Consider the following 25234-nt stretch of genomic DNA (forward strand, 5'->3'; position numbering starts at 1 on the left):
ATGAAAGACATGCTCATCTCGCAGATCAATGGTTCGAACGGCGAGATCGTCGTTGCGGTCCGCAATGGGCCGGGCGAAGCTGCCAAGGCCGTCGTCAATGGCGGCAGCGTCTACAAGCTTGCAATGGAGGCCGCCGATAGCGGCAAGTCGTTGGCATCGGTGATCGAGGCACATGGTCTCGGTGAGGCGATCGATCTCGAAAAAGCCTATGCAGAGGGCCGTTTCCTGCCGCCGATCACGCATCCGGATGCTGCTCATCTGCACCTGACCGGCACCGGTCTGACGCATCTCGGTTCTGCCGCGACACGTGATTCCATGCACAAGAAGACGACGGAAGCCGCTGAGGAGACGCTGACCGACTCCATGAAGATGTTCAAGATGGGCATCGAGGGCGGCAAGCCGAAGGCAGGCGAGAAGGGCGTGCAGCCCGAGTGGTTCTACAAGGGCAATGGCTATGGCGCTGCGGCCCCGGGTGCGGCACTTGTATCTCCATCCTTCGCGCTCGATGGTGGCGAGGAGCCGGAAATGGCCGGCGTCTATGTCATCTCCAAGGACGGCACGCCGTTCCGCATCGGATTTGCCCTGTCGAACGAATTTTCCGATCACGTCACCGAGCGGATCAACTATCTCTATCTCGCCCATTCCAAGCTGCGTCCGGCAAGTTTCGGCCCGGAAATCCGCATCGGAGTGGCGCCGGAAGATATTCGCGGCACGTCCCGCATCAAGCGCGGCGACAAGGTGATTTTCGAGAAGCCTTTCCTCTCCGGCGAGGCGAACATGTCGCATACCTTCGCGAACCTTGAATATCACCACTTCAAATACGGCATCTTCCGCGTTCCGGGCGACGTGCATGTGCACATGTTCGGCACGGCTACGCTTTCCTTTGCGGAAGGCATCAAGCCGGAAGTCGGCGATGTCTTCGAAATCGAAGTTGGCGAGTTCGGCCTGCCGCTGCGCAATCCGCTGGCGATCGATGCCGAGGAGAATGTGGCTGTTCGCCAGTTGTAATGCATCGAGCCCGGCTGCAAGGGATCGGCCGGGCGTCTTCAATACGATCCAGGAAGGCATGACGCCATGACCATTCATCAGAACTTGATCGCCGGGGAGTGGACGGGGACGAACGGCACCGAGAACATCAACCCGTCGGATACGAACGAGATCGTCGGCCTCTATGCGAGCGCAAGCGCGCAGGACGTCACGGATGCGATCGCTGCTGCGAAGGCTGCTTTTCCGGCCTGGTCGCGCTCCGGCATTCTAGAGCGCCACACGATCCTGAAGAAGGCCGGCGAGGAGATCCTGGCGCGCAAGGACGAACTCGGCGCGCTGCTTGCTCGCGAAGAAGGCAAGACGTTGCCCGAGGCGATCGGCGAAACGATCCGCGCCGCCCAGATCTTCGAATTCTTTGCCGGCGAGGCGTTGCGCCTGGCAGGCGAGGTGCTTCCTTCGGTGCGTCCGAACATCGGCGTCGAGATCACGCGCGAGCCGCTCGGCGTCATCGGCGTCATCACGCCCTGGAACTTCCCGATCGCTATTCCCGCCTGGAAGATCGCGCCGGCGCTCTGCTACGGCAACACCATCGTCTTCAAGCCAGCCGATCTGGTGCCCGGCTGCTCCTGGGCGATCGTTGATATCCTGAACCGCGCCGGTCTGCCGAAGGGTGTGCTGAACCTCGTTATGGGCAAGGGTTCGGTCGTCGGCCAGGCGATGCTCGACAGCCCGCTTCTTTCGGGCATCACCTTCACCGGCTCGGTCGGCACCGGCAAGCGCGTGGCATTGTCTTCTGTCGAGCATGGCCGCAAGTATCAGCTCGAAATGGGCGGCAAGAACCCGATGGTGGTGCTTGACGATGCCGATCTGACGGTTGCCGTCGAGGCGGCCGCCAATTCTGCCTTCTTCTCGACCGGCCAGCGCTGCACGGCTTCGTCGCGTCTCATCGTCACCGAAGGCATTCACGACAGGTTCGTGGCGGCGCTGACGGAGAAGCTGAAGACGCTCAACGTCGACAATGCCATGAAGTCGGGCACGCATATCGGCCCGGTCGTCGATGCCAAGCAGCTGAAGACGGATACGGACTATATTGAGATCGGTAAACAGGAAGGCGCCAAGCTTGCCTTCGGCGGCGAGCTCGTCAGCCGCGACACGCCCGGCTTCTATCTGCAGCCGACGCTCTTCACGGAAGCGACGAACCAGATGCGCATCAGCCGCGAAGAGATTTTCGGGCCGGTCGCTTCCGTCATCCGGGTGAAGGATTACGAAGAGGCGCTGGCCACGGCCAACGACACGCCGTTCGGCCTGTCCTCGGGCATTGCCACGACAAGCCTGAAGCATGCGACGCATTTCAAGCGCAATGCGGAAGCGGGCATGGTGATGGTCAACCTGCCGACGGCGGGCGTCGATTTCCACGTGCCGTTCGGAGGCCGCAAGGGCTCGTCCTTCGGCCCGCGCGAGCAGGGAAAATATGCCGCCGAATTCTTCACCACCGTCAAGACGGCTTACACGCTCGCCTGATCATCGATTTTAAAGCCCAGGCGCGAACGAGGCTGTCTGGGCGACGCAAAGGGTACTGAGACATGAAAAAGAAAGCTGAATGGCCGCGCAAGCTGCGCTCTTACGACTGGTTTGGCGGCACCGGCAAAAATGCGATCATGCATCGCTCCTGGATGAAGAACCAGGGCCTGCCGGCCGATACATTCGACGGTCGTCCGATCATCGGCATCTGTAACACCTGGTCGGAGCTGACGCCCTGCAACGCACATCTGCGCGATCTCGCAGAGCGCGTGAAGCGTGGCGTCTACGAAGCGGGCGGCTTCCCCGTCGAATTCCCGGTTTTCTCCGTTGGCGAAAGCACGCTGCGCCCGACGGCGATGATGTTCCGCAACCTGGCGGCCATGGACGTGGAAGAAGCGATCCGTGGTAATCCGGTCGATGGTGTGGTGCTGCTCGGCGGCTGCGACAAGACCACGCCGAGCCTGTTGATGGGGGCTGCCTCCGTCGACATCCCGGTGATCCTCGTTTCCGGTGGCCCGATGCTGAACGGCAAGTGGCGCGGCAAGGATGTCGGTTCCGGCACGGCGATCTGGCAATTCTCCGAAATGGTGAAATCCGGCGAGATGTCGCTGGATGAATTCATGGATGCGGAGCAGGGCATGGCCCGTTCGGCCGGTAGCTGCATGACCATGGGTACGGCCTCGACCATGGCATCGATGGCCGAAGCGCTCGGCATGACGCTGCCCGGCAATGCCGCCATCCCTGCGGTCGATGCGCGTCGCCGCGTCATCTCGCAGCTTTCTGGTCGTCGTATCGTCGACATGGTCAAGGAAGACCTGAAACCATCAGACATTCTGACCAAGGAAGCTTTCGAAAACGCCATCCGTGTCAATGGCGCCGTCGGCGGTTCGACCAATGCCGTTCTGCATCTTTTGGCGCTTGCCGGCCGCGTTGGCGTCGATCTGTCGCTGGATGATTGGGATCGTCTCGGCCGCGAAGTGCCGACGATCGTCAACCTGCAGCCGTCGGGCAAGCACCTGATGGAAGAGTTCTACTATGCCGGCGGTCTGCCCGTCGTCATCAAGGCGGTTGGCGAGATGGGCCTGCTTCACAAGGATGCCATCACGGTCACGGGCGATACGATCTGGGCCGGCGTCAAGGATGTGGTCAACTACAATGACGACGTCATCGTCCCGAAGGAAAAGGCGCTGACGCAGTCGGGCGGTATCGCCGTTCTGCGCGGCAATCTTGCGCCGAAGGGTGCTGTCCTGAAGCCGTCGGCTGCATCGCCGCATCTGATGCAGCACAAGGGTCGCGCTGTCGTCTTCGAAAGCATCGAGGACTATCACGCCCGTATCAACCGCGATGATCTCGATATCGACGAGAACTGTATCATGGTGCTGAAGTATTGCGGCCCGAAGGGTTATCCGGGCATGGCCGAAGTCGGTAACATGGGCCTGCCGCCGAAAGTGCTGAAGAAGGGCATCACCGACATGATCCGCATTTCCGATGCGCGCATGTCCGGTACGGCCTACGGCACCGTCATCCTGCACACCGCGCCGGAAGCTGCCGACGGTGGCCCGCTGGCGCTGGTGCAGAACGGCGACATCATCGCCGTTGACGTTCCCGCCCGCACCATCCAGCTCGAAGTATCGGATGAGGAGCTGGCCAAGCGCCGCGCTGCATGGGTTTCTCCGGTCAAGCCGCTCACCGGCGGTTACGGCGGTCTCTATGTCAAGTCGGTCATGCAGGCAGACACCGGCGCCGACCTCGACTTCCTCGTAGGCCCGCGCGGCTCGGAAATCCCGAACAATCGCGATAGCCATTAAAGGCTTATCTTCTGGAATTGGAAAAAGGGGCGGGACGAGGGTTCGGCCCCTTTTTCGTTACTGGGACTTCGAGGCGGCATTGACTATTTTGCAAGAAATGACCATGTTTTATGTACATCTGTACGGGAATAGTGTCCATGTCTGTCAAATCTGTCGGTGCAGCCGAATTCAAGGCAAAATGTCTTCATCTGATCGATCAAATGGGCGATGATGGAGAGCCTATTATCATTACGAAGCGTGGAAAGCCGGTCGCTCTGCTGACTCCTGCGTCGGAGAAAACAGATCGCCCCAGCATTATCGGCGCGATGAAGGGTACTGTTCTCCACTATGACGATCCGTTCCTGCCCGCTATCGATGCTGAAGAATGGGACGCGACGCGTTGATCGTCATCGATACGCATATTCTGATCTGGGCTATGCACGACGATTCTAGGCTGAGTGCTCGGGCTCGTAAGCTTATCGATGAAACGACGGCGCGCAGTCGCATTTTGGTCTCCGCGATCACTCCTTGGGAAGTCGCCATGCTTGCAGAGAAAGGGCGCATCGCACTTGGTGATGACGTTGGCCGTTGGCTCGCCACGGCACTGGCTTTGCCTGGTTTGGAGCTAGCTCCCATAGAGCCACAGATCGCGGTGGACAGCGTTCGGCTGCCGGGTGAATTCCATGCCGATCCGGCAGACCGAATTATCGTGGCGACAGCACGCTTTCACCGTATTCCGCTGCTGACAGCCGATGATGCAATCCTTCGCTATGGCGGCAAAGGCCATGTCGAGGTTTTTTCGGCAGGATGAATTTGCCTATCAGTTCTGGCTTTGGCTCTGACTTTGCCCCTGGCTCGCGACCGTCACCTTGACCATAAGGGTTTCGCCCGGCGTGCCGATGCGCATGCCCGAGACAGGTGCCGCATCCCGATAGCATAGGCCGGTCGCGATGCGGACATAACGGGCATCGGGGCAGACGTTGTTGGCCGGGTCGAAGCCGACCCAGCCGAGGCCGGGAACGTGTGCTTCGGCCCAGGCATGCGTCGCAGCCTGCTCGTTCTTGCCTTCCATCATCAGATAGCCGGAGACGTAACGGGCAGGGATCTGCAACGCACGGGCGCCAGCCAGGAAGATATGGGCGTGGTCCTGGCAGACGCCGCTCTTTGCCTCCAGTGCCTGCTCCGCCGTTGTCTCCGTATTGCTGGTGCCCGGCTTGTATTCCACGGTCTCGTGGATCGCTTTCATCAGCGCATGCATCTTACCGAGCTCGTTGTCGCCTGAAACGCTACGCAACAGCTCCCTCGTCAGCTTGCCTGCCTTGGTGCGTGGTGATTCCCGCAGAAAGAGCCAGAGGGGGCTGAAGCCCACATGTGGGCCAATCACGCCGTTCAGATCCTGTGTCTCGACTTCGCCTGAGGCAATGATCTTCGTTGCGTCCTGCTGCCCATCGAGCGACACCAGCGTGGCGCGATTGCCGAACTGGTCGTCGTATTCCACCTCGGGCTTGGCGCCCTCAACCGAGAGCTTCCAGTCGATGACTGTCTGTCCCACGCCGGTCAGTGGCGTCAAGTGCAGCCGCTGCAGCGAGAATTGCGCCGGCTCGTCGTAGCGATATTCCGTGATATGGCTGATCGTCAGTCTCATGATACCGCCCGCCTATTCGTAGAACCGGTAGCCGTCGGAGATTTCGGCGCCCAACTGATTGTTGCGTGCGACGAAATCCTCGAGGAACTCATGCAGGCCCTGATCCATGATGCGCTTGATCGTCAGCTTTTGCAGCGACTTGCGGATGGCTTCCGCGGTATCGTGCGCCGGCAGCTTTTTTTCATATTCGGCGCTGAGATAGCCGATATTGCTGACGATCTTCTCATAGCAATAGGCGAGCGAACGCGGCATCTGCCCATTGAGGATCAGGAAGTCGGCAATGTTCGCCGGCTTGTATTCCGGATCATAGGCCCATTTATAGGCCCGGTGCGCGGAGACTGATCTCAGGATCGATTCCCATTGCGCGTTGTCGAGCGAGGAGCCGACATGCGAGACCGACGGCAGCAGGACGTAATATTTAACGTCGAGAATACGAGCCGTATTGTCCGCCCGCTCGATGAAAGTGCCAATGCGGGCGAAGTTATAAAGCTCGTTGCGCAGCATCGAGCCGTGGAAGGCGCCGCGGATGAGGCCCGCTCGCTGCTTGATGACGTCGATCGTCTCAGGCAGCTCGGCCGTCTTCAGCTTCTTGCCGAGCAGCGACTTCAGCTCGATCCAGCATTCGTTGGTCGCCTCCCACGTGTCGCGGGTCAGCGCCGTGCGCACCATGCGGGCATTGTTGCGGCCATATTCGATGCAGGACATGACGCTCGACGGATTGGAGCGGTCGCGCATCAGATAATCGATCGCGTCGGCGCCGGTCAGTTTGTTATGCACCTCATCGTAGGCTTCGCGCACGCCGGCGCTTTGCAGGACTCCGTCCCAGTCGTCATCGACGGCGTCGCTGCGGGTCAGCGACATGCGCTGGCCGGCGTCGACAAGGCGGGCTATGTTTTCGGCGCGCTCGATGTAACGGAACATCCAGTAGAGGCCATTCGCGGTTCTTCCCAGCATGTCCGATCAGTCCTCCAGAACCCAGGTATCTTTGGTGCCGCCGCCCTGGCTGGAATTGACCACCAGCGAGCCTTCCTTCAGCGCCACGCGGGTCAGCCCGCCGGGGATGATCCGCACCTTGTCGGAGACGAGGACGTAGGGCCGCAGATCGACGTGCCGCGGCGCAATACCCTTGTTGACGAGGATAGGCACGGTCGAGAGCGAAAGGGTTGGCTGCGCGATGTAGTTGTTCGGCTTGCTCTTGAGCTTTTCGGCAAAGGCCGCCCGCTCCTTTTTCGTGGCCGTCGGCCCCACAAGCATGCCGTAGCCGCCAGAACCGTGGACTTCCTTGACTACGAGATCGGCGAGGTTATCGAGCACATATTGCAAGCTGCTGGGTTCCGAACAGCGCCAGGTCGGCACGTTCTCGAGGATCGGCTTACGGCCCGTGTAAAATTCGACGATCTCAGGCATGTAGGAATAGATCGCCTTGTCGTCGGAAATGCCCGTGCCGGGTGCATTGGCGATGGTGATGTTGCCGGCGCGGTAGACATCCATGATGCCGGGAATGCCGAGTGCGGAATCCGGGCGGAAGGTGAGGGGATCGAGGAAATCGTCGTCGACGCGGCGGTAGAGCACGTCGATCGCCTCATAGCCGCGCGTCGTACGCATCTTCACCTTGCCGTCGATGACGCGCAGATCCGAGCCTTCCACCAGTTCCACGCCCATCATGTCGGCCAGGAAAGAATGTTCGTAATAGGCCGAGTTGTAGATGCCGGGCGTGAGCACTGCGACGCGCGGCTTGCCAGTGCAGCCGGGAGGCGCGAGCGATGCCAGGCTCTGGCGCAGCAGCAGTGGATAGTCCTCGACGCGCTGCACCTTGTTCTGGTGAAACAGCTCGGGGAACATCTGCATCATCGTTTCGCGGTTTTCCAGCATGTAGCTGACGCCGGAAGGGGTGCGGGCATTATCCTCGAGCACATAGAACTGGTCTTCGCCGGTGCGCACGATATCGGTGCCGACGATATGGGTGTAGACGCCGCCCGGCGGGCGGAAGCCGATCATTTCAGGCAGGAAGGCGTCGTTCTTCTCGATCAGTTCGCGCGGGATGCGGCCGGCGCGGATGATTTCCTGCTTGTGGTAGATGTCGTCGAGGAAGGCGTTGAGGGCGACGACCCGTTGTTCGATGCCCTGGGCGAGCTTGCGCCATTCGCGGCCTGATATGATGCGGGGGATGATGTCGAAGGGAATGAGCTTTTCGGAGGAGTCTGCATGTCCGTAGACCGCGAAGGTAATGCCCGTCTTTCGGAAGATGGTTTCCGCATCGCGGGATTTGGCAATGAGGTGGCCCCTGTCCTGGCCTGAGTACCACTCGAAGTATTTCTCGTAAGGCGCGCGCGGACTTTCATCCGCAGTAATCATTTCATCAAATGCCAAAGGTGCGGTCCCCGTGTTTTTACCCATTTGAATACAACGGTTTTTACAATGCAAGAACTATGCGCAGTTGCCATCGCGAATTTCTGAATGTCGGAAAATGCCGGATTTACAGGCATTTAAGAGTAATCAGGTTGTTGCCTGCCAGCTCTTGTCGCAATGTTTGGATCAAAATTTGAGCATCTGCTTCTTTTGCGGACTGAGTGCCTGGGTGGTGGCTGAGGTTTCTGAAACCACGGCGGTGGTTGGCCGGACGTGAAGAAAAATTGATCGCTGTTTTCAGCAGATCGATTTTGACCGCACAGCCGCTATCGGCTATCAGCCTTCAACCCCTCCGCGCGACACCCCGAGTCGACCAGGATTCCGGATCCCAAGCGCCACATATATCGGTCCGATTCCCATGTCCCTCGATAGGCTTGCGCCCGCGATTTTTGTCCTTCTCTGGTCCACTGGCTGGATCGTCGCCAAATATGCTTCGCTGCATGCGGGTCCCTTTACCTTCCTGATGATCCGCTACAGCCTTTCGGCGCTTGCTTTCGTGCTGCTCTGTTCGATCGTCCGCGCCCGATGGCCACGCGACTGGACGAGCGTGTTTCGGGCTGTCTATTCAGGGATTTTCCTGCACGGCATCTATCTCGCGGGCCTTTGGTGGGCGATTGCCGAGGGCGTGCCGGCCGGCATTTCCGGCATCATTGCGGCACTGCAGCCGCTGATGACCGCCATGGCTGCGCCGCTTCTTGTCGGCGAGCGGCTGCGGCCGATCCAGAAGGTCGGTCTGCTTCTCGGTTTCCTTGGCATTGCAATCGCGATCTCGCCCAAACTCCTGGCGACGGATACGGCCAACCTCTGGCAATCGGCGGTGCCGCTTGTTGTCAATCTGCTGGCTATGGTCTCGGTGACTTATGGCACGCTCTATCAGAAGCGGCACCTTCAGACAGGCGACCTCAGAACCATTGCGACCCTGCAATATGTCGGCGCGCTGATCGTGACCGTTCCCTTGGCCTTCATCTTCGAAGATTTGCACTTTGACGGCACGCAGACAGCGATTTTGTCGCTGCTCTGGTCGGTCTTCGGCCTGTCCATGGGCGCCGTCGGCCTGCTGCTCTATCTCATCCGCCGCGGGCAGGTGTCGCGCGCCGCATCGCTGATCTACCTGATGCCGCCGGCCGTCGCCATCGAGGCCGCCATCGCATTCGGCGAGCCGCTGACGCTGCCGATTATCGTCGGCACGGTGATTGTGGTGATCGGTGTCTACCTCACCAATCGGCGTCAGGCGGAAGTCGTGCCGGAATAGGCTCTACGACTTCTTCAGGGCATCGCTCCGTTGCCGCCATCGTAAGAGCCTGCCATCGACAACTACCAGGCTGGAGACGATCAGAGCCAATCCGAGGAATTCGTAAGGTTCCAGACGCTCTCCAAGGAATGCGGCGCTCAAGATGATCGCGCTCGCCGGCACGAGCAGCGTCACCAGCGACGCATTTGTCGCCCCGGCGGAGGCGATGAGATTGAAATAGAGAATGAAGGCGAAGGCAGTCGTTACGATTGCAAGAGTCCCAATGGCCAGCCAGATCGAGATATTCGTACTTATGATTTCGCCCGGATCGTAGAGAAGAAGGACGATCGGTATCATAACGATGGTGGAGGCGGTCAACTGGCCGGCGGCAACAACGACCGGCTTGATATCCCGAAATCGCTTCGCGAAAACGGCCGCGAATGCATAGGAAATTGCCGCTCCGATGACCGCAAGCTTTGCCCATGTCGGTCCGCCCAAATTGGCGAAGAGCCCTGGACCGATCATAATGGCAGCGCCGCCAATCCCCAGAGCCACGCCGGCGAGCTTGCTGGCGGAGAGCTTTTCGTCAGCCGTCAGCAGATTTGCGACCAGGACTGTCCAGAGGGGCGTTGTCGCGTAGAGCACCGAGGCAAGGCCTGCTCCGATCTCCGTTTGGCCGCTGAATATCAGAGAAAACGGGATGACGTTGTTGAGCAGTGCGAGACCCAGGAACGAAGCTGATCTGGCAATAGCGGGAGCAAAGGAAATGTTACGCAGGCGCAACCAGACATGCAGAACAAGCGCGGCAATCGAAACCCGATAGAGCACCAGCGCCAGCGGCGGGATTTCTGCCACCGCTATACGGGCAAAGAAAAATGATCCGCCCCACAACGCGCCGAGAAGCAGGAGCTGCCCCCAGTCGTTTGCCGACATCGGCCGCGTTGCCGTCTTTTGCAATGCACCGCCTCCCAATCCTCCAAACATGCTCTAGACTATGCCGGGAAGCGTCTGCAGGCAGGAAACAGTCATCCAAACATTGTTCGCCAAGAGAAATGAGAAAGCCGGGTTGCTTCGAAGTTTCGAATTTACTCTCATGACTGCGTCCGCAGTCTTCATGCAGGCCGTCAACGGAGGAACTATTGATGGCGATTGAGATTCGGCCTGCTGTCGACGGCGATTTGTCGGGCATTGCCCGTGTCGTGGTCGATGTCTGGAGGGCGACTTTTGCCGGGCTGTTGCCGGAGGATTTCCTAAAGGGCATGTCCTATAGACATCAGGAGCAGCGCCATCGCCGCTATCTGGGTCATGCCGGCATTGCTTATTACGCGGCGGAAGACGAGAAAGGCGAGGTTGTCGGATTTGCGAGCGGAGGGTCAAGCCGGCATTCGGGCTTCCCTCAGGAAGCTGAAGTTTACGCGCTTTATCTTCTGCCTGGCTATCAGCGCCGCAAGATCGGTTCGGCTCTCTTTACTAAAGTGGCGCGAGCTCTCAAAGATATGGAACATAAAGGATTGCTGGCGTTGGCATTGGAGAACAATCCAAACAAGGGTTTCTACGAGCGCCTGCGCGGTCGACCAGTGGCGACGGGGTCGCTTACATTCGGCGAAACTGCAATCGGTCAGATCGCATATGTTTGGGATGATCTCCCGGCTTTAATCGAAAGCCTGCAAAGCCAAGCGGAATAACCAAAGAAAAAGGGGCCAATCGGCCCCCTTAACTCCATCAGGCACGTTCGCGGCGCTGGCCGCCATTGCCGCGGCGGCGCATGCGGCCGTTGCCGCCATTGCGCTGTTCGCCCTGGGCGCCACGCTCTTCGTTGTGGCGACCGGCGGGACGGCCATGGGAATGGCGCTGGCCGCGATGGGCACCGCCCTCATGCGCGGCACCGTTACCGTTGGATTGGCTGTTGTGCTGCTTGCGAGCGGGACGGAAATCCGAGGTGGAGGCGAGGTCGTTGTCGATCTCCGGGCGTGGCGTCGGTTCGTTGCGGCGCTGGCCACGGAAATCGGCGTTGCGATTGTTTTCGCGCTGCGGACGATCGTCGCGTGAACGGCGTTCCTGGCGTTCGCCGTTCTGGCTGCGGGCTTCACCGTTTTCGTTGTCGAAGAACGGGCGACGGGCCGGACGTTGCGGGCGGCCTTCGCCGCGCTCGCGTCCCTGGCCATTCTGGCCTCTGCCCTGGCCGCCATTGCCGTGATTACCATTACCTTGACCGCCGCGGCCCTTGCCGCGAACGGGACGGCCGCGATCGGCCGGAGCTTCGCCGCTCGCAACGGCGATCTCGATACCCATCAGGCGCTCGATGTCACGCAACAGGCGGATTTCGTCGGGCGAGCAGAAGGCGATAGCGATGCCATCGCGGCCGGCGCGCGCGGTGCGGCCGATGCGGTGGACGTAAGCATCCGGTACTTCCGGCAGGTCGTAATTATAGACATGCGAAACGCCGGGAATGTCGATACCGCGTGCGGCGACGTCAGTTGCAACGAGAACGCGGACGTCGCCATCACGGAAGCCCTTCAGAGCGCGCTCGCGCTGGCCCTGGCTCTTGTTGCCATGAATGGAGGCGGCGGCATAGCCGACGTGGTCGAGATGCTTCGTCAGCTTCTCGGCGCCGTGCTTGGTACGCAGGAAGACGATCGAGCGGCCATTCGGGTTGGCGTTCAGCGTTTCCTTGAGGATTTCGGTCTTGTGGTTCTGGCCGGCGACGAAATGCACATACTGTTCCACCTTGTCGGCAGCCTTACCGGGCGGGGTGACTTCCACCTTGACCGGATTGGTCAGGTAATCGGAAGCGAGGTCGGCAATCGCCTTCGGCATGGTCGCCGAGAAGAGCAGGGTCTGGCGCTTGGCCGGGACGAGCTTGGCGATCTTGCGGAGATCGTGGATGAAGCCGAGATCGAGCATCTGGTCGGCTTCGTCGAGGACGAGGTGCGTGACGTGGCCGAGCGAGATGGCACGGCGGTTGATGAGGTCTAGCAGGCGGCCCGGCGTCGCGACGAGAATGTCGGTGCCGCGCTCCAGCTGAAGCTGCTGCTTGTTGATCGAAACACCACCGACGACGATGTTAATGCGCAGCGGCGTCTTGCGAACGAAGAGCTTCAGATTGTCGGCGATCTGGTTGACGAGTTCGCGGGTGGGGGCAAGGATTAGGGTGCGCGTCGTGCGGTTATCCGGGCGCTTGCCTTCCTTGGTCAGCATTTCGATGATCGGCAGGCCGAATGCGGCCGTCTTGCCGGTGCCGGTCTGGGCGAGGCCGATAAGATCGCGGCCCTGGAGAACGAGCGGGATGGCCTGAGCCTGGATCGGCGTCGGCGTAGCGAAGTTGTTCTGCGACAGCGTATCTACGATCTGCTTGGAGAGACCAAGCGAGTGAAAATCGGTCAATTCAATACCTTTCGGGGCGCCACAGAAAATAGGCCGGGTCGCACCATGCGGTCCGGTCTGTCTCTGGCGTCAAGAACCCCGCGTGAAGTGGGAACTTGTAAGTTGGAAATAGCTTTCCCAGCGCATTGGCCGCAGCGCTTGGCGCGGCCTCATTCATAAAAGCGCTTTTATCCTTCTCTTGCGTACAGATTGTCCCGCAGGGCACGCTCACGCGGCGGCCGGAAGGTGAAAGCTGAGGCGCATTTGGTCTTAAATCCGGGGAATGTCAAGAGCTGTAAGCGAAAGCTTTTCATCACGCATACAAAAATGCCGCCGAAATCCGGCGGCATCCCAAATCTGACAAGGGCGCATGCGCTCAATCAACGATTGCTGATCCTAGCGGCAGACCTCGACACGATAGGGCCGACCCCACCCGTCGTGGCGCCACGCCCAATAGCAGCTGGGATAGGGGCGCACATAGACGCGCTCGTAGACCGGGCCGTCATAGTAGGCCGGATAGGCCGGATAATAAGCCGGATAGGCGGGTCGCGCAGCCCCGGCTACCAAGGCGCCGCCGACGACACCCGCGGCAAGACCGCCGAAGAAGGCGCCGCGGTCGGAGGCGCTGGCAGTGGTGGTGGTTACGGCCGTGGCGCTGCCAAGCGTCAGCGCGATCAAACCGGCCGTCGTTAAAGTGCGAAGCACAGACATTGACATCCCTTTCCCAAAACACAGGCTGGCTCCTAGCCAAAGCCGAGTTTGACGTTGCGCAGAAAAGGGGGCGAAGTCGCGGCCGAAAAGTGGGGCGCGAGATTAAATTTCGTTCATGATTTCAGGCATAAAACCTCTGATTTTAAATCAAAAATCGGTAGGGACGCCACCCTCTGCCTTGCGCTTAGCGACAAAGGCATCGAGCTCTTCCTCGATTGCCGGATCGAGCGGGGGCCGTTCATAACGCTCGAGCGTTTCCTTATAGACGCGATTGGCGTGATCGTAAGTCGTGGGCCTCCCGGCTTCCGTCCAGGTTTCATTGTTTCGCCAGTCGGACAGGATCGGCGAATAGAAGGCGGTTTCGTAGCGGGCGAGCGTGTGCGCCGTGCCGAAATAATGGCCGCCAGGGCCAACGTCGCGTACGGCATCCAGCGCCAGGGCATCGGCGCTGACATCAAGCGGCTTGAGGAATTCCGCGACCATCTGCAGCATGTCGACATCCAGGATGAATTTCTCGAAGGAGGCGGTTAGCCCGCCTTCGCTCCAGCCGGCTGCATGCAGGACGAAATTGCCGCCGCCCTGGGTCAGCGCCCAGAGCGACAGCGCTGATTCGTAGGCCGCCTGCGCATCGAGCGTATTGGAAGCGTTCGTGTTGGAGGTGCGGTAGGGGATGCCGTATCGGCGGGCGAGCTGGCCGCCCGCAATGACCGCCTTCATATATTCCGGTGTGCCGAAGGCGGGCGCGCCCGTCTTCATGTCCACGTTCGAGGTGAAGCCGCCATACATGACCGGCGCGCCCTTGCGCACCATCTGGGTGAAGGCGAGGCCGCAGAGCGCCTCGGCATTCTGCTGCACCAGCGCGCCGGCGATCGTCACCGGCGCCATGGCACCCGCTAGCGTGAACGGTGTCACCACGACTACCTGGCCGCGTGAGGACATTTCGATGATCCCCTGCAGCATCGGTCCGTCGAGGCGCAGCGGCGAGGAGGAGTTGATGATGGTGAAGAGTGAGGGCTCGCGCTCCATCTGCTCCATGCTGATGCCGCGGCCGATACGGGCGATTTCGATCGCGTCGAGATTGCGCTGCTTGCCGAGCGAATAGCAATGGAAGGCTTTGTCGGTGAGCTTCACGATGTCGGAGAGGCAATCGAGATGGCGCACCGAGGCATGGATGTCGATGGGTTCGACCGGATAGCCGCCGGTCATATGGATGACGTCGAAGGACTGCGCAAGCTTGATAAGCTTGCGGAAGTCCTCCTGGTTGCCGGCTCTCCTGCCGCCATCGCGGTCGGCGACGAAGGGGGCGGAGGCAACCTGCGCGAAGACGAGATTGCGGCCGCCGATCTCAACGTTTCTAAGGGGATTGCGGGCGTGCAGCGTGAAGTTCGGGGGGATCGAAGCGATCAGCTCCATGATCATGTTGCGATCGAAGCGTACACGTTCCTTGCCGGGCGTGACGTCCGCGCCGGCAGCCTTCATGCGCTCGCGCGCTTCCGGCAAGATGATATCCATGCCGATCTCTTCGAGGATGGTCAGCGATGCCTCATGAATATCGTCAAGCGCTTCAGGCGACAGGAGTTCCGTGTGCGCGAGATTGTTGACGAGGTTCAGATATTTCGTGCCGCTCGGCTTGCGGCTGCGTTCGGCGCCACGCCCTCCGGCCCGCCGCCGCCGTTCGCCCGTAGCTGTTGCGATCTGCGCTTCGTTCAAGGTCAGGCTTTCTTCGTCGCTCATGGCGCTCGCTCCCAATGATCCGTTGACGGATTCTTGGCAGAGTTTCCCTCGATGTGCCGCCGTCGTTTGCGACCAAGGCATGACCGTTATAGAACAGTGCATGGTCTGAACGCGACGTCGCCGCGATGGTTAAACATGGTTAACGCCTTGTTAAAGGCATTCATGTTAGAGCGTCGTTTCATGAACTATCATGCGCGGTGAAAAGAGAGGCTCCGTTTGACCTTGGACGGTGAACTGCTCGACATAGCGTGCCGTCGGATCGCCAGTCTGGACCGGCCCGCCTACATCAAGAATAGCGAGCTTCGTTACGTCGCCGTCAATGATGCCTATGCGCGGTTTTTCGGGCGCGATATTTCCGATTTCATAGGCAATCGCAGTCACGATCTTCTCGATGCGAGCGAGAGCGCCGACAGAGAAGACAGGGAGCGCCGTGCGCTGGTCTTCGGCTCCGAAGAAGTGGCGCTGTGCTTCGATGGATCGGGTCGTGAGCGCTCGCGCATCCAGATCGAAAGTTTTTCCCCTGCGGAAGACCGCCTCTATATTTTCGGTGTATTTCTTGAAGCGCCTGCCAGGGGACTGCATCAGGATCTCGACAATATTCTTCGCTCGATGCCGATCGGTGTCTTGATCCACGACAGCGACTACGTCGTCGAATACGTGAATGATGCCTTCTACGACATTTTCGAATTCTCGAAGGATGAGCGCTTCGAAGGCCGCCCCTATCGGGATCTCATCGCCAAACATTACGAACTCGCGCGCTTCGACACCGACGGCCGCAGTATCGACGACATTTATCAGGCGCGCCTGGCAGCACTGCGCAAGGCAGGCGAGCATCTGCAGACGGAAGTGAATTTTGCCGACGGCAAATCCGTTATCATCGATGCGCGCCGCATTGCCAACGGGCGGACGCTGATGTCCTACACGGATATTTCCGCCGTCAAGCAGCAATTCCGCGAGATCACCGAGGCTCGGCTGGCGCTGGAACGCCTCGGCGAGCTGATGGCCGATGCCATGCAAGCCATGTCCCAAGGCCTGCTGATCGTTCAAGACGGTACGATCATACTAGCCAACGACCGGCTGAAGGATATGCTGAAGCTGCCGCCCGAGCTCCTCGAGGTCGGTAAAAACTGGTCTGCGGCGTTCGATTATTGTGCGCAACGCGGAGACTTCGGCGAGGACGCCGAGGCTATGCGGGCATCTTGGGGAGAAAGCGTCGCTGCCGGCAAGCCGATCTCTTGTGTGTTCCAGATTGAAGGCGATCGCTGGATGCAGCTCGAAGCCGCGCTCGGCGAGCATCGCCGCTGGACGGTGGTGCTGACCGACGTTACCGAGATGAAGGAGCGCGAGGCGGATTTGCAGCTGCTCCTGGCGCGCAGCAATGCCGCGGATCGGGCGAAATCCGAATTCCTCACTCATATGAGTCATGAAATCCGCACACCGATGAATGGCGTTCTCGGTATGGCGGAACTGCTTGGCAAGACCGATCTCGATGCGCGCCAGAAGACCTTCGTCGACATCATCGTCAAATCGGGCAACGCGCTGCTGACCATCATCAACGACATTCTCGATTTTTCCCGCATCGATACCGGCGAAATGCATCTGCGCAAGATGGCATTCGATCCCGCCGAGGCCGTCGAGGATATCGCGACCCTGTTGGCTGCCGCCGCATCGGAAAAGAATATCGAGCTGATGGTGCGCATCGCTCCCGGCGTACCGGCGGCGATCCTCGGCGATGCCGGTCGTTTTCGGCAGATCGTGACCAATCTTGTCGGCAATGCGATCAAGTTCACCGAGCGCGGTCATGTGCTGGTGGAGTTGGACAGCCAGCCTGCACCGGGCGACACCATATTGCTTGTCCTCCGTATCGAAGATACAGGCATCGGCATTCCCGAAGAAAAGCTCGATACGATCTTCGACAAATTCTCACTGGCGGATTCATCCTTTGCGCGGCGGCTCGAGGGATCGGGCCTTGGTCTTACGATTACTGCCGGTCTTGTCGATCTTTTCGGCGGTTCGCTGTCGGTGGAGAGCGAATGGGGCAAGGGATCGGTCTTCACGGTCCATCTGCCGATGCCGCTGGTTGCCGCGCGCGGCAAAGTCGCGGAACTGCCGGCCAATGTCAGGGATGCCCGCGTCCTGATCGTGGAAGACGACGCGATCTATCGGCGAATCTTGACCGAGCAGCTGGCGCAATGGGGTTTTGACGGGCATGTCGCCGAGGATGGCAGGACCGCGCTCGCTATTCTGGATGCTGCCTTCGATATGGGCGTATCGGTCGATGCTGTTATCGTCGATTACAGCATGCCCGGCATGAATGGCTATCAGGTCGCGACCGCCGTGCGCGCCGATCCGCGTTTCGACACGCTGCCGATCGTGTTCCTGACGTCGATGGGTGTCGCCGGTTGCGACAGGGAATTCGCCGCCGTCAACGGCCAGGCGCATCTGATGAAGCCTGTGCGCGCCAATGTGCTGCGCAGTACGATCATCGATGTCGTGCGTGCATCGCGGCGGAAAAAGCTGGGTGAGCGATTGGCCTCCGTTGAACGTCGGCTGCCGATAGAGATGGAAGCCGCAGCCGCGATCGAGGCCACGGACGGGATGACGTCGGCCAAATCAGGCAATGCCATCGACGTCCTCGTGGCGGAGGACAACGAGGTGAACCAGATCGTCTTCACGCAGATCCTGCAGGCGACCGGCCTGCGGTTTCTCGTCGTGGAGAACGGCCAGGCTGCCGTGGACGCATGGCGCCAGCTGCGGCCGTCGGTGATTCTCATGGATGTGTCCATGCCGGTCATGAATGGTCATCAGGCAACCCGCATGATCCGGCAGTTCGAGACACAGGCCGGGCAGGGATGGCATGTGCCCATCGTCGGGGTGACGGCGCAGGCACTGGATGTCGATCGCATCATGTGCATGCAGTCTGGCATGGATGATTGCATGTCCAAGCCGATTAGCCCCGAACTTCTCGAGACGAAGATCCGGCGCTATCTTGGCGATACCGCTCTCATGGCCGATCGCTCGAACAACTAGGGTTCGGATCCAGACTTGCTCGCAGGGCTGGATGGCGGCTTCCCGCCATCGCAACCGTCGCGGCCATCAGCCATCGGTGGAAACGGTAACGGCTTTCCAGGCTTCGATCTCCTGTTTGAGGCGCTCAATCCTATCCGATACAAGTGCAAGGGCATCGCTGCCGAGCAGGAGCTGCGGCGGAGGGGCGTCGGATTCGATCAGGTCCAGGACGGCTGTGGCGAGCTTGTCGGGATCGCCGAGCTGCTTGCCGCTTTTGGATTGCCGCGCCTGCCGGATCGGATCGAACAGCGTGTCATAATCCGCGATTGATCGTTCGGTCCGGACCATCGAGCGTCCGGCCCAGTCTGTCCGGAAGGAGCCGGGGCAGAGGGCGGTGACCCGAACGCCGAAGGGCGCCATCTCTGCTCGCATGACCTCCGAGATGCCCTGAAGCGCAAATTTGCTTCCGCAATAATAGGCGATGCCGGGCATGGTGATCATGCCGCCCATGGAAGTGACGTTGACGATGAAGCCGCGGCACCTTTCGCGGAAGCGCGGCAGGAAGGCCTTGGCGACCGCAACTGCGCCGAAGACATTCACGTCGAACTGGCGGCGCATTTCTTCAAGAGGCGACTCTTCAAGAATTCCCTCGTGACCGTAGCCAGCATTGTTGATCAGCACGTCGACTGGTCCATGGTCTTCTTCCGCCTGTCGAACAACGTCGCCTATGCGGTCAAATTCCGTCACGTCGCATAGGATGGGCCGCACTGCCGGCAAGCGTTCTGTCAGGGCCGTCCGCGATTGTTCCGAGCGGATGGTGCCGATAACCTTGTGGCCGTTCCGGATCGCGGCGGCTGCGATTGCGAAACCGAAGCCGGAATTCGCTCCGGTGATGAAGAAGGTCTTCTGTGACATGATAGATGTTCTCTTCTTGATTGGTCGATGCTCATGACTGATAATCTTCCAAACTGTTGTCAGCGATCGCGAAAACTATGAATATCTTGCCAAATCCTATGAATGCGAAAGACGAATGTTCGAGGCGTCGGGAGTTGGTGGAGCTGGCGGTCCTTCTTGCTCCCAGCCAAGGATACAATCCAACCGCACTTGCCGGTGTTCGGATTCTCAGGACCGAGGCGGTTCTTCACGATGTCCCGGTGCTCTACAAGCCCGGTGCGGTATTCGTCCTGCAAGGCCGAAAGCAGGGTATGCTGGAAGGCGAGGTCTATCTCTACGATGAAGAGCATTATCTGGCCGTGTCGGTGCCCGTTCCGTTTCGGATGGAATCGTCAGCCAGCGCAGAACGCCCTTTGCTTGCTGTCTATGTCGAGTTCGACATGCTTCTGGCTGCCGAGATCGCCTCGGAGGTGGGGGCGAGACGGTCCGTAACAACGATGGGCAAAGTGAGAAGCCTGATATCGAGCAGGATGGAGCCGATGATCGAGGATGTCGTGCTGCGCCTGCTGCGGGCATTGCGTGATCCCATCGAGCTTGCGGTTCTGGGAGCAGGCATACTGCGCGAGCTGCACTACCGGGTCCTTGTGGGTCCGCAGGGCGGAGCGATGATCTCGGCGCTTCAGCAGCAGGGCATTTCCGGTAAGATCATGCGAAGCCTGGCCCAATTGCGTGAAACCTATAATTCCGAGATTTCGGTTGCCGCGCTGGCGCGTGAGGTGGGGATGAGCGTTCCCTCTTATCACGTCCATTTCAAAGCCCTGACGGGAAGCAGTCCGATACAATATGTGAAGGCAATGCGGCTCCACGAGGCGCGGTTGATGATCGCGCGTCAAAATGGGACGATTGCGGAGGTAGCGGCATCGGTCGGCTATGCCAGCGCTGCGCAGTTCAGCCGGGATTTCAAACGGCACTTCCGGCGGACGGCCTCGGAAGAGGCCAAGTGGGTTCGCCAGCATCTTGGCGAACTCATCTGAGCCCTCGATATGGTTGCCGCCTGACCCGGCATCGGCCCCGGCCTCAGGCCGGCTTGATGCCGCAGAGCATTTCACGCTTGCCGGCGAAGCCCTTGCGCCGTTCCACGATAAATCCGGCCGCCTGCAGGTTTCGCCTCACGAAGCCGGCGGCTGCATAGGTGGCGAAGGTGCCGTTCGGAACCGTCTTGTCGTGGAGCGTCTGCATCAGCTCCGGCGACCACATGTCGGCGTTGCGCGAGGGTGCGAAACCGTCGAGATACCAGGCATCAAAACCCGGTTCGGCACGGCTGACGCCTTCGAGAGCCGGGCCGCAGACGACGCTGAGGCGCGTATTTGCATCTAGCCGCAGCGACACGACCTCCTGCGGGTGGTTCGGCCACGCTGCGGCAAGCGCCTGGCGCTCCCCATCGATTTCCGGCCAGTGCGAAAGCGCGCGGTCGATCTCCTCCGCTCTCATGGGATAGAGTTCGAAGGATATGAAGTGCAGGTTCGAACCGGGGATGGTCTGCTGCCGCCATTGGCGCCAGGTCTCGCAGAAGTTCAAGCCGGTGCCGAAGCCGAGTTCGCCGACGCGGAAGTCCTGTCGTCCCTGCCAGCGGTCGGGAAGGCCATTGCCGGCCAGGAAGACATGGCCGCATTCCAGCCTGCCGTCGGTCTGGCAATAAAAATGGTCGCCAAATGCCGTCGAATAGGGCATATCGCCGTCGCGCCATTCGAGCTCCGGGCTTGCCGCATTGGTTTCGGACGCCTTGGTCCGATCGGAAACTGGATCTGTCATGGAAAAAGCCGATAATCCTCCAAGACCTGCCGGTCAATCGCCCGTCGATCTGCTGATCGTCGGTGGCGGGATCATGGGGCTATGGGCAGCTGTTCATGCCGAGCGCCTTGGTATCCGGACGTTGCTTGTCGAAGCCGGCCGTTTTGGGCAGGGGGCAAGCGGTGGTCTGCTCGGCGCGCTGATGCCGCACATGCCGGACAAATGGTCCGAGAAGAAGCAGTTTCAGTTCGATGCGCTTGTCGCGCTGGAAGAGGAAATTGCAACCCTGGAAGCGGAGACCGGGCTTTCGGCTGGCTATCGCCGCGCCGGTCGCTTGATCCCGCTGCCGAAGCCGCATCTGAGGCAGATCGCGTTAGGCCATTCCCGAGATGCGGAGGTACATTGGCGGCATGGGGAGCGCCAGTTTCATTGGCGTGTGCTCGATGCGGCGCCCGTCGAGGGCTGGATCGAATCTTCAGCCGGCGAGGGCGGCTTTGTCCACGATACATTGGCGGCCCGCGTCGCACCGCGCGCGTTTCTGGAGGTCCTGCAGAGGTTCCTGGCGACGGCACGACATGTCCGGCTTTGCGAGGGCGTTACCGTCGGGAGTATCGATCCAGAGCGGGGCCTTGCGCGTTCAAGCGATGGCGACATTCGCTTCGGTCGCTGTATCCTTTCTGCCGGTTACTGCTCGTTTCCGATCCTTGATGAATTGACGGAAGGACGCAAAGCCTCACTCGGTCAACCGGTCAAGGGACAGGCGGCCATGTTGAAAGCCGATGTCGACGGCGGCTTGCCCGTCATCTTCCGCGACGGGCTCTATATCGTTCCGCATGAGAATGGATTGGTCGCGGTCGGCAGCACGAGCGAGAACCGATTTGACGATCCTTTATCGACGGATGGGCAGCTCGACGATCTGCTTGCAGCGGCGCGTGCCATGGCGCCGGTGCTCGCCGCCGCGGAAGTCGTCGAGCGTTGGGCGGGCTTGCGCCCGAAGGCCGTGGATCGTGATCCGATGGTGGGTGCCCATCCAGATCACCCCGCGTTGATTGCGCTCACAGGCGGCTTTAAGGTGAGCTTCGGGCTGGCGCATAGGCTGGCGGAGGCGGCGGTACGTGAGGCGGTGGGCGCGCCCGGTCGCTTCAACTTGCCGCAGAGTTTCACTTTAGCGAGTCATATTTCAGTCATATCACATAAAACGTGAATTCACGCCTCTTTCGGGTCGTCAATCTGTCACGCAAATCACCTATCTCCTTGGCCATCGGTGCCGGTTCGGTCTGCCTGACGTTACGCCCTGGAGGAATTTTATGCGGTATGCCATTTGCTTCACACCGTCTGCGAGCGATCCGCTGACGTTTGTGGCGGCGAATTGGCTCGGCCGCAATGTCTATTCCGGCGAGATGGTTGATCCGCCCGCAGTCCGTGGGCTCGGCATTCACGAGATCGCTTTCTACACCGCCGTTCCGCGCCGCTATGGTTTCATGGGAATTCTGAAGGCGCCGTTCCGGTTGGCCGAAGACATGTCCGAAGCCGGGTTACTGCGCGATCTGATGCGGTTCTCTGGCACCGTGGCGCCCTTCGAAATCCCGAGGCTCGAGGTCGCGCGGCTTGGCGGCGCGCTGGGCCTCGTTCCCTCCGCACCAAGCCAGCAGATGCATTTCCTCGCGGCATCGCTGGTGCAGACCTTCGATCAATATCGGGCTCCTTTGAGCGAAGCCGAGATCGAACGGATCGATCCGGATGGGCTTTCTGCGACGCAGTTCGCCAATCTGCATCGCTGGGGGCATCCGCACGTCATGGACGAGTTTCGCTTCCAGATGATGCTGACGGGCACCGTGAGCCCTGCCGATATGGCGCGCATCGAGCGTGCGCTGCGCGATTTCTTTGAGCCTGCCTTGGCTGCGCCCATCCCCGTTTCCAACATTGCGCTTATGATGGAAGAAGGCGCTGGCGGTCCCTTCCGCGTGCACTCGCTGCATCCGATGGGAAAGGTCAGCGCCCGCAAGATCGCCTAGATTAGCGGCTGGCGTTCACGCCAATACCCCGCTTTGAAGCGAAAGTGATTTTCCACTTTCCGTCTCGACTTTCGCGGCGTGGATGCTACCGTTCCGGGATCAGAGAAGGTGCTTCAATGTCGGAAATCTATCCCCGTAATCTCATCGGCTACGGCCGCAACACACCGGATCCAAAATGGCCCGGCGATGCCCGCATCGCGGTGCAGTTCGTGATCAACTATGAAGAGGGCGGAGAAAGCTGCATTCTCGACGGTGATCCGGGGTCGGAAAACCTGCTTTCGGAGATCGTCGGCGCGGCCTCTTGGCCGAATCAACGCAACCTCAACATGGAATCGATCTACGAATATGGTTCACGCGCCGGCTTCTGGCGGCTGTGGCGCATGTTCACCGAACTCAAGGTTCAAGCGACGGTCTATGGGGTGACGCTTGCCATGGCGCGCAATCCGGAAGCAGTTGCCGCCATGAAGGAAGCGGGCTGGGAAATCGCCAGCCACGGCTATCGCTGGCTGGAATATAAGGATTTCTCCGAGGATTTGGAGCGCAAGCACATTCTCGAAGCCGTTCGGCTGCATACCGAACTCACCGGCGAGCGGCCCTACGGCATGTATCAGGGCAAGCCGTCGGACAATACGCTGCGGCTCGTCATGGAGGAGGGCGGTTTCCTCTATTCCTCCGATTCCTATGCCGACGATCTGCCTTTCTGGGTCGATGGTCTGAACGGCAAGCCGTTTCTGATCATTCCCTACACGCTCGAAACCAACGACATGCGCTTTGCGACACCACAGGGCTTCAATTCCGGCGACCAGTTCTTCACCTACCTCAAGGATGCTTTCGACACGCTCTATGAAGAGGGCAAGGACGGTAGCCCGAAGATGATGTCTGTCGGTCTGCATTGCCGTCTCGTCGGCCGCCCCGGCCGCGCTGCCGCGTTGCGGCGGTTCATCGAATATGTGCAGAAGCACGACAAGGTCTGGATCCCGAAACGAATCGAAATCGCCAAACACTGGTATGAAAATCACCTCCCCGGGGGCGAGCGCTGATATGATCTCGCGGGATGATTTTGTCGGCCGCTTCGGCGGCGTCTTCGAACATTCGCCCTTCGTTGCCGAGCGCGCCTACGATCAGGGCGCCATTGCCGAGCCGTTGACCTCCGGCGGCGTGCATGCCGCGCTGGTACGGGTCTTCCGCTCTGCCAGCGAGGCGGAGCGACTTGGCGTGCTGCGGGCACACCCCGATCTCGCCGGCCGGCTGGCGATTGCCGGCCAGCTGACCGAGGATAGCCGTAAGGAGCAGGCCGGTGCAGGGCTCGATCGGTTAAGCCCCGAGGAGCATGCTCGGTTTACCGAGCTCAATGCCGCCTATGTGACGAAATTTGGCTTTCCTTTCATTATCGCGGTGAAGGGGCTCGGCAAGGACGATATCCTTGCCGCCTTCGAAACCCGAATTGGCAACGGCCGGGACACAGAATTTGCGACGGCTGCCGCTCAGGTCGAGAAGATCGCGCTGCTGCGTCTGCAATCCATGCTCCCTGAAGCCTGAGGTTTGGCCTCAGGGCTGTGATCCTCCAACCCATGTCCCTGGGCTGATTTCTCGTTGAGGTACGCGCTATTTTTCGGTCTACTCATGGCTTAGTATCCGCTTGGCAGGATACTAAGCCATGGGGCCACGGAAAGCATTGAACAGAGATAGAAGCGGATGGATGATTGGCGACGCCAGGAGGCGCGTCATCGCACCGGAATCAGGCATTGCCGGCGGAGGAAAGCCGGCATGAGCCTGGATCGACTGATTACCTACCTCGAACGCATGCAGCAGGCTGCATCCGAAATCGGTCAATTCCTCCGTGACGTCGATCAAGCCGCCTTTTTCAAGAGTGTCGAGAAACAGCGCGCCGTCAGCATGAACCTTCTGCTGATCGGCGAGGCTACCATACGCATTGCCGAGGAATATCCGGAGTTTGTCGTTGACCATCCGGAGCTGCCTTGGCATGTGATGCAGGACTTTCGGAATCGGATTGCGCAAGGATATGTCAACATCGAGTTGGCGGCCCTGTGGGACATCGCGCGCAAATCTCTTCCGGAGTTGCTCCTGCAACTGGACTCCATTCGCCATTGGCGAGCGGAAGGCGAATAATCAGTCA

The 25234-nt window shown here is 60.1% G+C and carries 23 protein-coding genes; 14 read left to right on the forward strand and 9 right to left on the reverse strand.

Going from position 1 to position 25234, the window contains the following annotated elements; all coding sequences use genetic code 11:
* Positions 1-9: 9 nt before the first annotated feature.
* From araD1 to FBZ99_RS07650, 5 genes are all read left to right on the forward strand, one after another.
* Positions 10-1008: an AraD1 family protein gene (gene araD1 / locus FBZ99_RS07630; protein WP_145632806.1), complete on the forward strand. Its 999-nt coding sequence runs from the start codon at positions 10-12 to the stop codon at positions 1006-1008.
* Positions 1009-1074: 66 nt separating this feature from the next.
* On the forward strand, positions 1075-2508 hold the full coding sequence (locus FBZ99_RS07635; protein ID WP_145632261.1) for an aldehyde dehydrogenase family protein: 1434 nt from the start codon (positions 1075-1077) through the stop codon (positions 2506-2508).
* 62 nt (positions 2509-2570) lie between these two features.
* Positions 2571-4316, forward strand: a complete 1746-nt coding sequence (gene araD / locus FBZ99_RS07640; protein ID WP_112340591.1) for an L-arabinonate dehydratase — start codon at positions 2571-2573, stop codon at positions 4314-4316.
* A gap of 137 nt (positions 4317-4453) precedes the next feature.
* A complete protein-coding gene (locus FBZ99_RS07645; RefSeq protein ID WP_113332151.1) occupies positions 4454-4699 on the forward strand; it encodes a type II toxin-antitoxin system Phd/YefM family antitoxin in 246 nt (81 codons plus the stop codon).
* On the forward strand, positions 4696-5106 hold the full coding sequence (locus FBZ99_RS07650) for a type II toxin-antitoxin system VapC family toxin (RefSeq protein WP_145632264.1): 411 nt from the start codon (positions 4696-4698) through the stop codon (positions 5104-5106). The genes FBZ99_RS07645 and FBZ99_RS07650 overlap by 4 nt, the downstream gene beginning before the upstream one ends.
* A gap of 9 nt (positions 5107-5115) precedes the next feature.
* Here the strand turns inward: FBZ99_RS07650 and FBZ99_RS07655 are convergent, their stop codons facing one another.
* The 3 genes from FBZ99_RS07655 to FBZ99_RS07665 are packed head-to-tail and all read right to left on the reverse strand — an operon-like array spanning position 5116 to position 8310.
* On the reverse strand, positions 5116-5940 hold the full coding sequence (locus tag FBZ99_RS07655) for a transglutaminase family protein (protein ID WP_145632267.1): 825 nt from the start codon (positions 5938-5940) through the stop codon (positions 5116-5118).
* Between the two features lie 12 nt (positions 5941-5952).
* Entirely contained in the window at positions 5953-6894 is a 942-nt protein-coding gene (locus tag FBZ99_RS07660; protein ID WP_113389007.1) for an alpha-E domain-containing protein, read from the reverse strand.
* A gap of 6 nt (positions 6895-6900) precedes the next feature.
* Positions 6901-8310: a circularly permuted type 2 ATP-grasp protein gene (locus tag FBZ99_RS07665; protein WP_113332154.1), complete on the reverse strand. Its 1410-nt coding sequence runs from the start codon at positions 8308-8310 to the stop codon at positions 6901-6903.
* A gap of 397 nt (positions 8311-8707) precedes the next feature.
* Between FBZ99_RS07665 and FBZ99_RS07670 the strand changes: the two genes are divergently transcribed.
* Positions 8708-9601 carry a DMT family transporter gene (locus FBZ99_RS07670; protein WP_145316402.1) on the forward strand — a complete coding sequence of 298 codons (894 nt, stop codon included), beginning with the start codon at positions 8708-8710 and terminating at the stop codon, positions 9599-9601.
* 3 nt (positions 9602-9604) lie between these two features.
* Here FBZ99_RS07670 and FBZ99_RS07675 read toward each other — a convergent pair whose 3' ends face one another.
* Positions 9605-10513, reverse strand: a complete 909-nt coding sequence (locus FBZ99_RS07675; protein ID WP_113351785.1) for a DMT family transporter — start codon at positions 10511-10513, stop codon at positions 9605-9607.
* A 209-nt stretch (positions 10514-10722) separates the two neighbouring features.
* Between FBZ99_RS07675 and FBZ99_RS07680 the strand changes: the two genes are divergently transcribed.
* Entirely contained in the window at positions 10723-11265 is a 543-nt protein-coding gene (locus FBZ99_RS07680) for a GNAT family N-acetyltransferase (RefSeq protein WP_233788761.1), read from the forward strand.
* A 37-nt stretch (positions 11266-11302) separates the two neighbouring features.
* On the opposite strand, the gene FBZ99_RS07685 is transcribed toward FBZ99_RS07680, so the two are convergent.
* The 3 genes from FBZ99_RS07685 to FBZ99_RS07695 all read right to left on the reverse strand — a co-directional run bounded on the left by FBZ99_RS07685 (position 11303) and on the right by FBZ99_RS07695 (position 15388).
* Positions 11303-12964 (reverse strand): DEAD/DEAH box helicase, encoded by a 1662-nt coding sequence (locus FBZ99_RS07685; protein ID WP_145632273.1) that lies wholly within the window; start codon positions 12962-12964, stop codon positions 11303-11305.
* 375 nt (positions 12965-13339) lie between these two features.
* Entirely contained in the window at positions 13340-13654 is a 315-nt protein-coding gene (locus FBZ99_RS07690) for a hypothetical protein (RefSeq protein WP_113389003.1), read from the reverse strand.
* A 147-nt stretch (positions 13655-13801) separates the two neighbouring features.
* Positions 13802-15388, reverse strand: coding sequence for a trimethylamine methyltransferase family protein (locus FBZ99_RS07695; protein ID WP_113389002.1), 1587 nt, complete (start codon positions 15386-15388; stop codon positions 13802-13804).
* Between the two features lie 216 nt (positions 15389-15604).
* Between FBZ99_RS07695 and FBZ99_RS07700 the strand changes: the two genes are divergently transcribed.
* On the forward strand, positions 15605-18418 hold the full coding sequence (locus FBZ99_RS07700) for a response regulator (RefSeq protein WP_145632276.1): 2814 nt from the start codon (positions 15605-15607) through the stop codon (positions 18416-18418).
* A gap of 66 nt (positions 18419-18484) precedes the next feature.
* Here FBZ99_RS07700 and FBZ99_RS07705 read toward each other — a convergent pair whose 3' ends face one another.
* On the reverse strand, positions 18485-19312 hold the full coding sequence (locus FBZ99_RS07705) for an oxidoreductase (protein WP_145632279.1): 828 nt from the start codon (positions 19310-19312) through the stop codon (positions 18485-18487).
* Positions 19313-19395: 83 nt separating this feature from the next.
* Between FBZ99_RS07705 and FBZ99_RS07710 the strand changes: the two genes are divergently transcribed.
* Entirely contained in the window at positions 19396-20325 is a 930-nt protein-coding gene (locus FBZ99_RS07710) for an AraC family transcriptional regulator (RefSeq protein ID WP_145632809.1), read from the forward strand.
* Between the two features lie 43 nt (positions 20326-20368).
* On the opposite strand, the gene mnmD is transcribed toward FBZ99_RS07710, so the two are convergent.
* Positions 20369-21103 (reverse strand): tRNA (5-methylaminomethyl-2-thiouridine)(34)-methyltransferase MnmD, encoded by a 735-nt coding sequence (gene mnmD / locus FBZ99_RS07715; protein WP_145632282.1) that lies wholly within the window; start codon positions 21101-21103, stop codon positions 20369-20371.
* Between mnmD and FBZ99_RS07720 the strand changes: the two genes are divergently transcribed.
* From FBZ99_RS07720 to FBZ99_RS07740, 5 genes are all read left to right on the forward strand, one after another.
* On the forward strand, positions 21102-22286 hold the full coding sequence (locus FBZ99_RS07720; protein WP_145632285.1) for an NAD(P)/FAD-dependent oxidoreductase: 1185 nt from the start codon (positions 21102-21104) through the stop codon (positions 22284-22286). The genes mnmD and FBZ99_RS07720 overlap by 2 nt on opposite strands.
* 103 nt (positions 22287-22389) lie before the next feature.
* Positions 22390-23097, forward strand: a complete 708-nt coding sequence (locus tag FBZ99_RS07725; protein WP_145632288.1) for a DUF1045 domain-containing protein — start codon at positions 22390-22392, stop codon at positions 23095-23097.
* A 116-nt stretch (positions 23098-23213) separates the two neighbouring features.
* Positions 23214-24137, forward strand: a complete 924-nt coding sequence (puuE, locus tag FBZ99_RS07730) for an allantoinase PuuE (protein ID WP_113332165.1) — start codon at positions 23214-23216, stop codon at positions 24135-24137.
* A 1-nt stretch (position 24138) separates the two neighbouring features.
* Positions 24139-24636, forward strand: a complete 498-nt coding sequence (gene uraD / locus FBZ99_RS07735) for a 2-oxo-4-hydroxy-4-carboxy-5-ureidoimidazoline decarboxylase (protein WP_113388997.1) — start codon at positions 24139-24141, stop codon at positions 24634-24636.
* Between the two features lie 228 nt (positions 24637-24864).
* The gene (locus FBZ99_RS07740; RefSeq protein WP_113388996.1) at positions 24865-25227 is read left to right on the forward strand and encodes a HepT-like ribonuclease domain-containing protein; all 363 of its coding nucleotides are present in this window, start codon (positions 24865-24867) and stop codon (positions 25225-25227) included.
* The last annotated feature ends 7 nt before the right edge of the window (positions 25228-25234 follow it).

The organism is Rhizobium sp. ERR 1071 (genome assembly GCF_007828675.1).
In the GTDB taxonomy this organism is placed as follows: Bacteria; Pseudomonadota; Alphaproteobacteria; order Rhizobiales; family Rhizobiaceae; genus Rhizobium; species Rhizobium dioscoreae.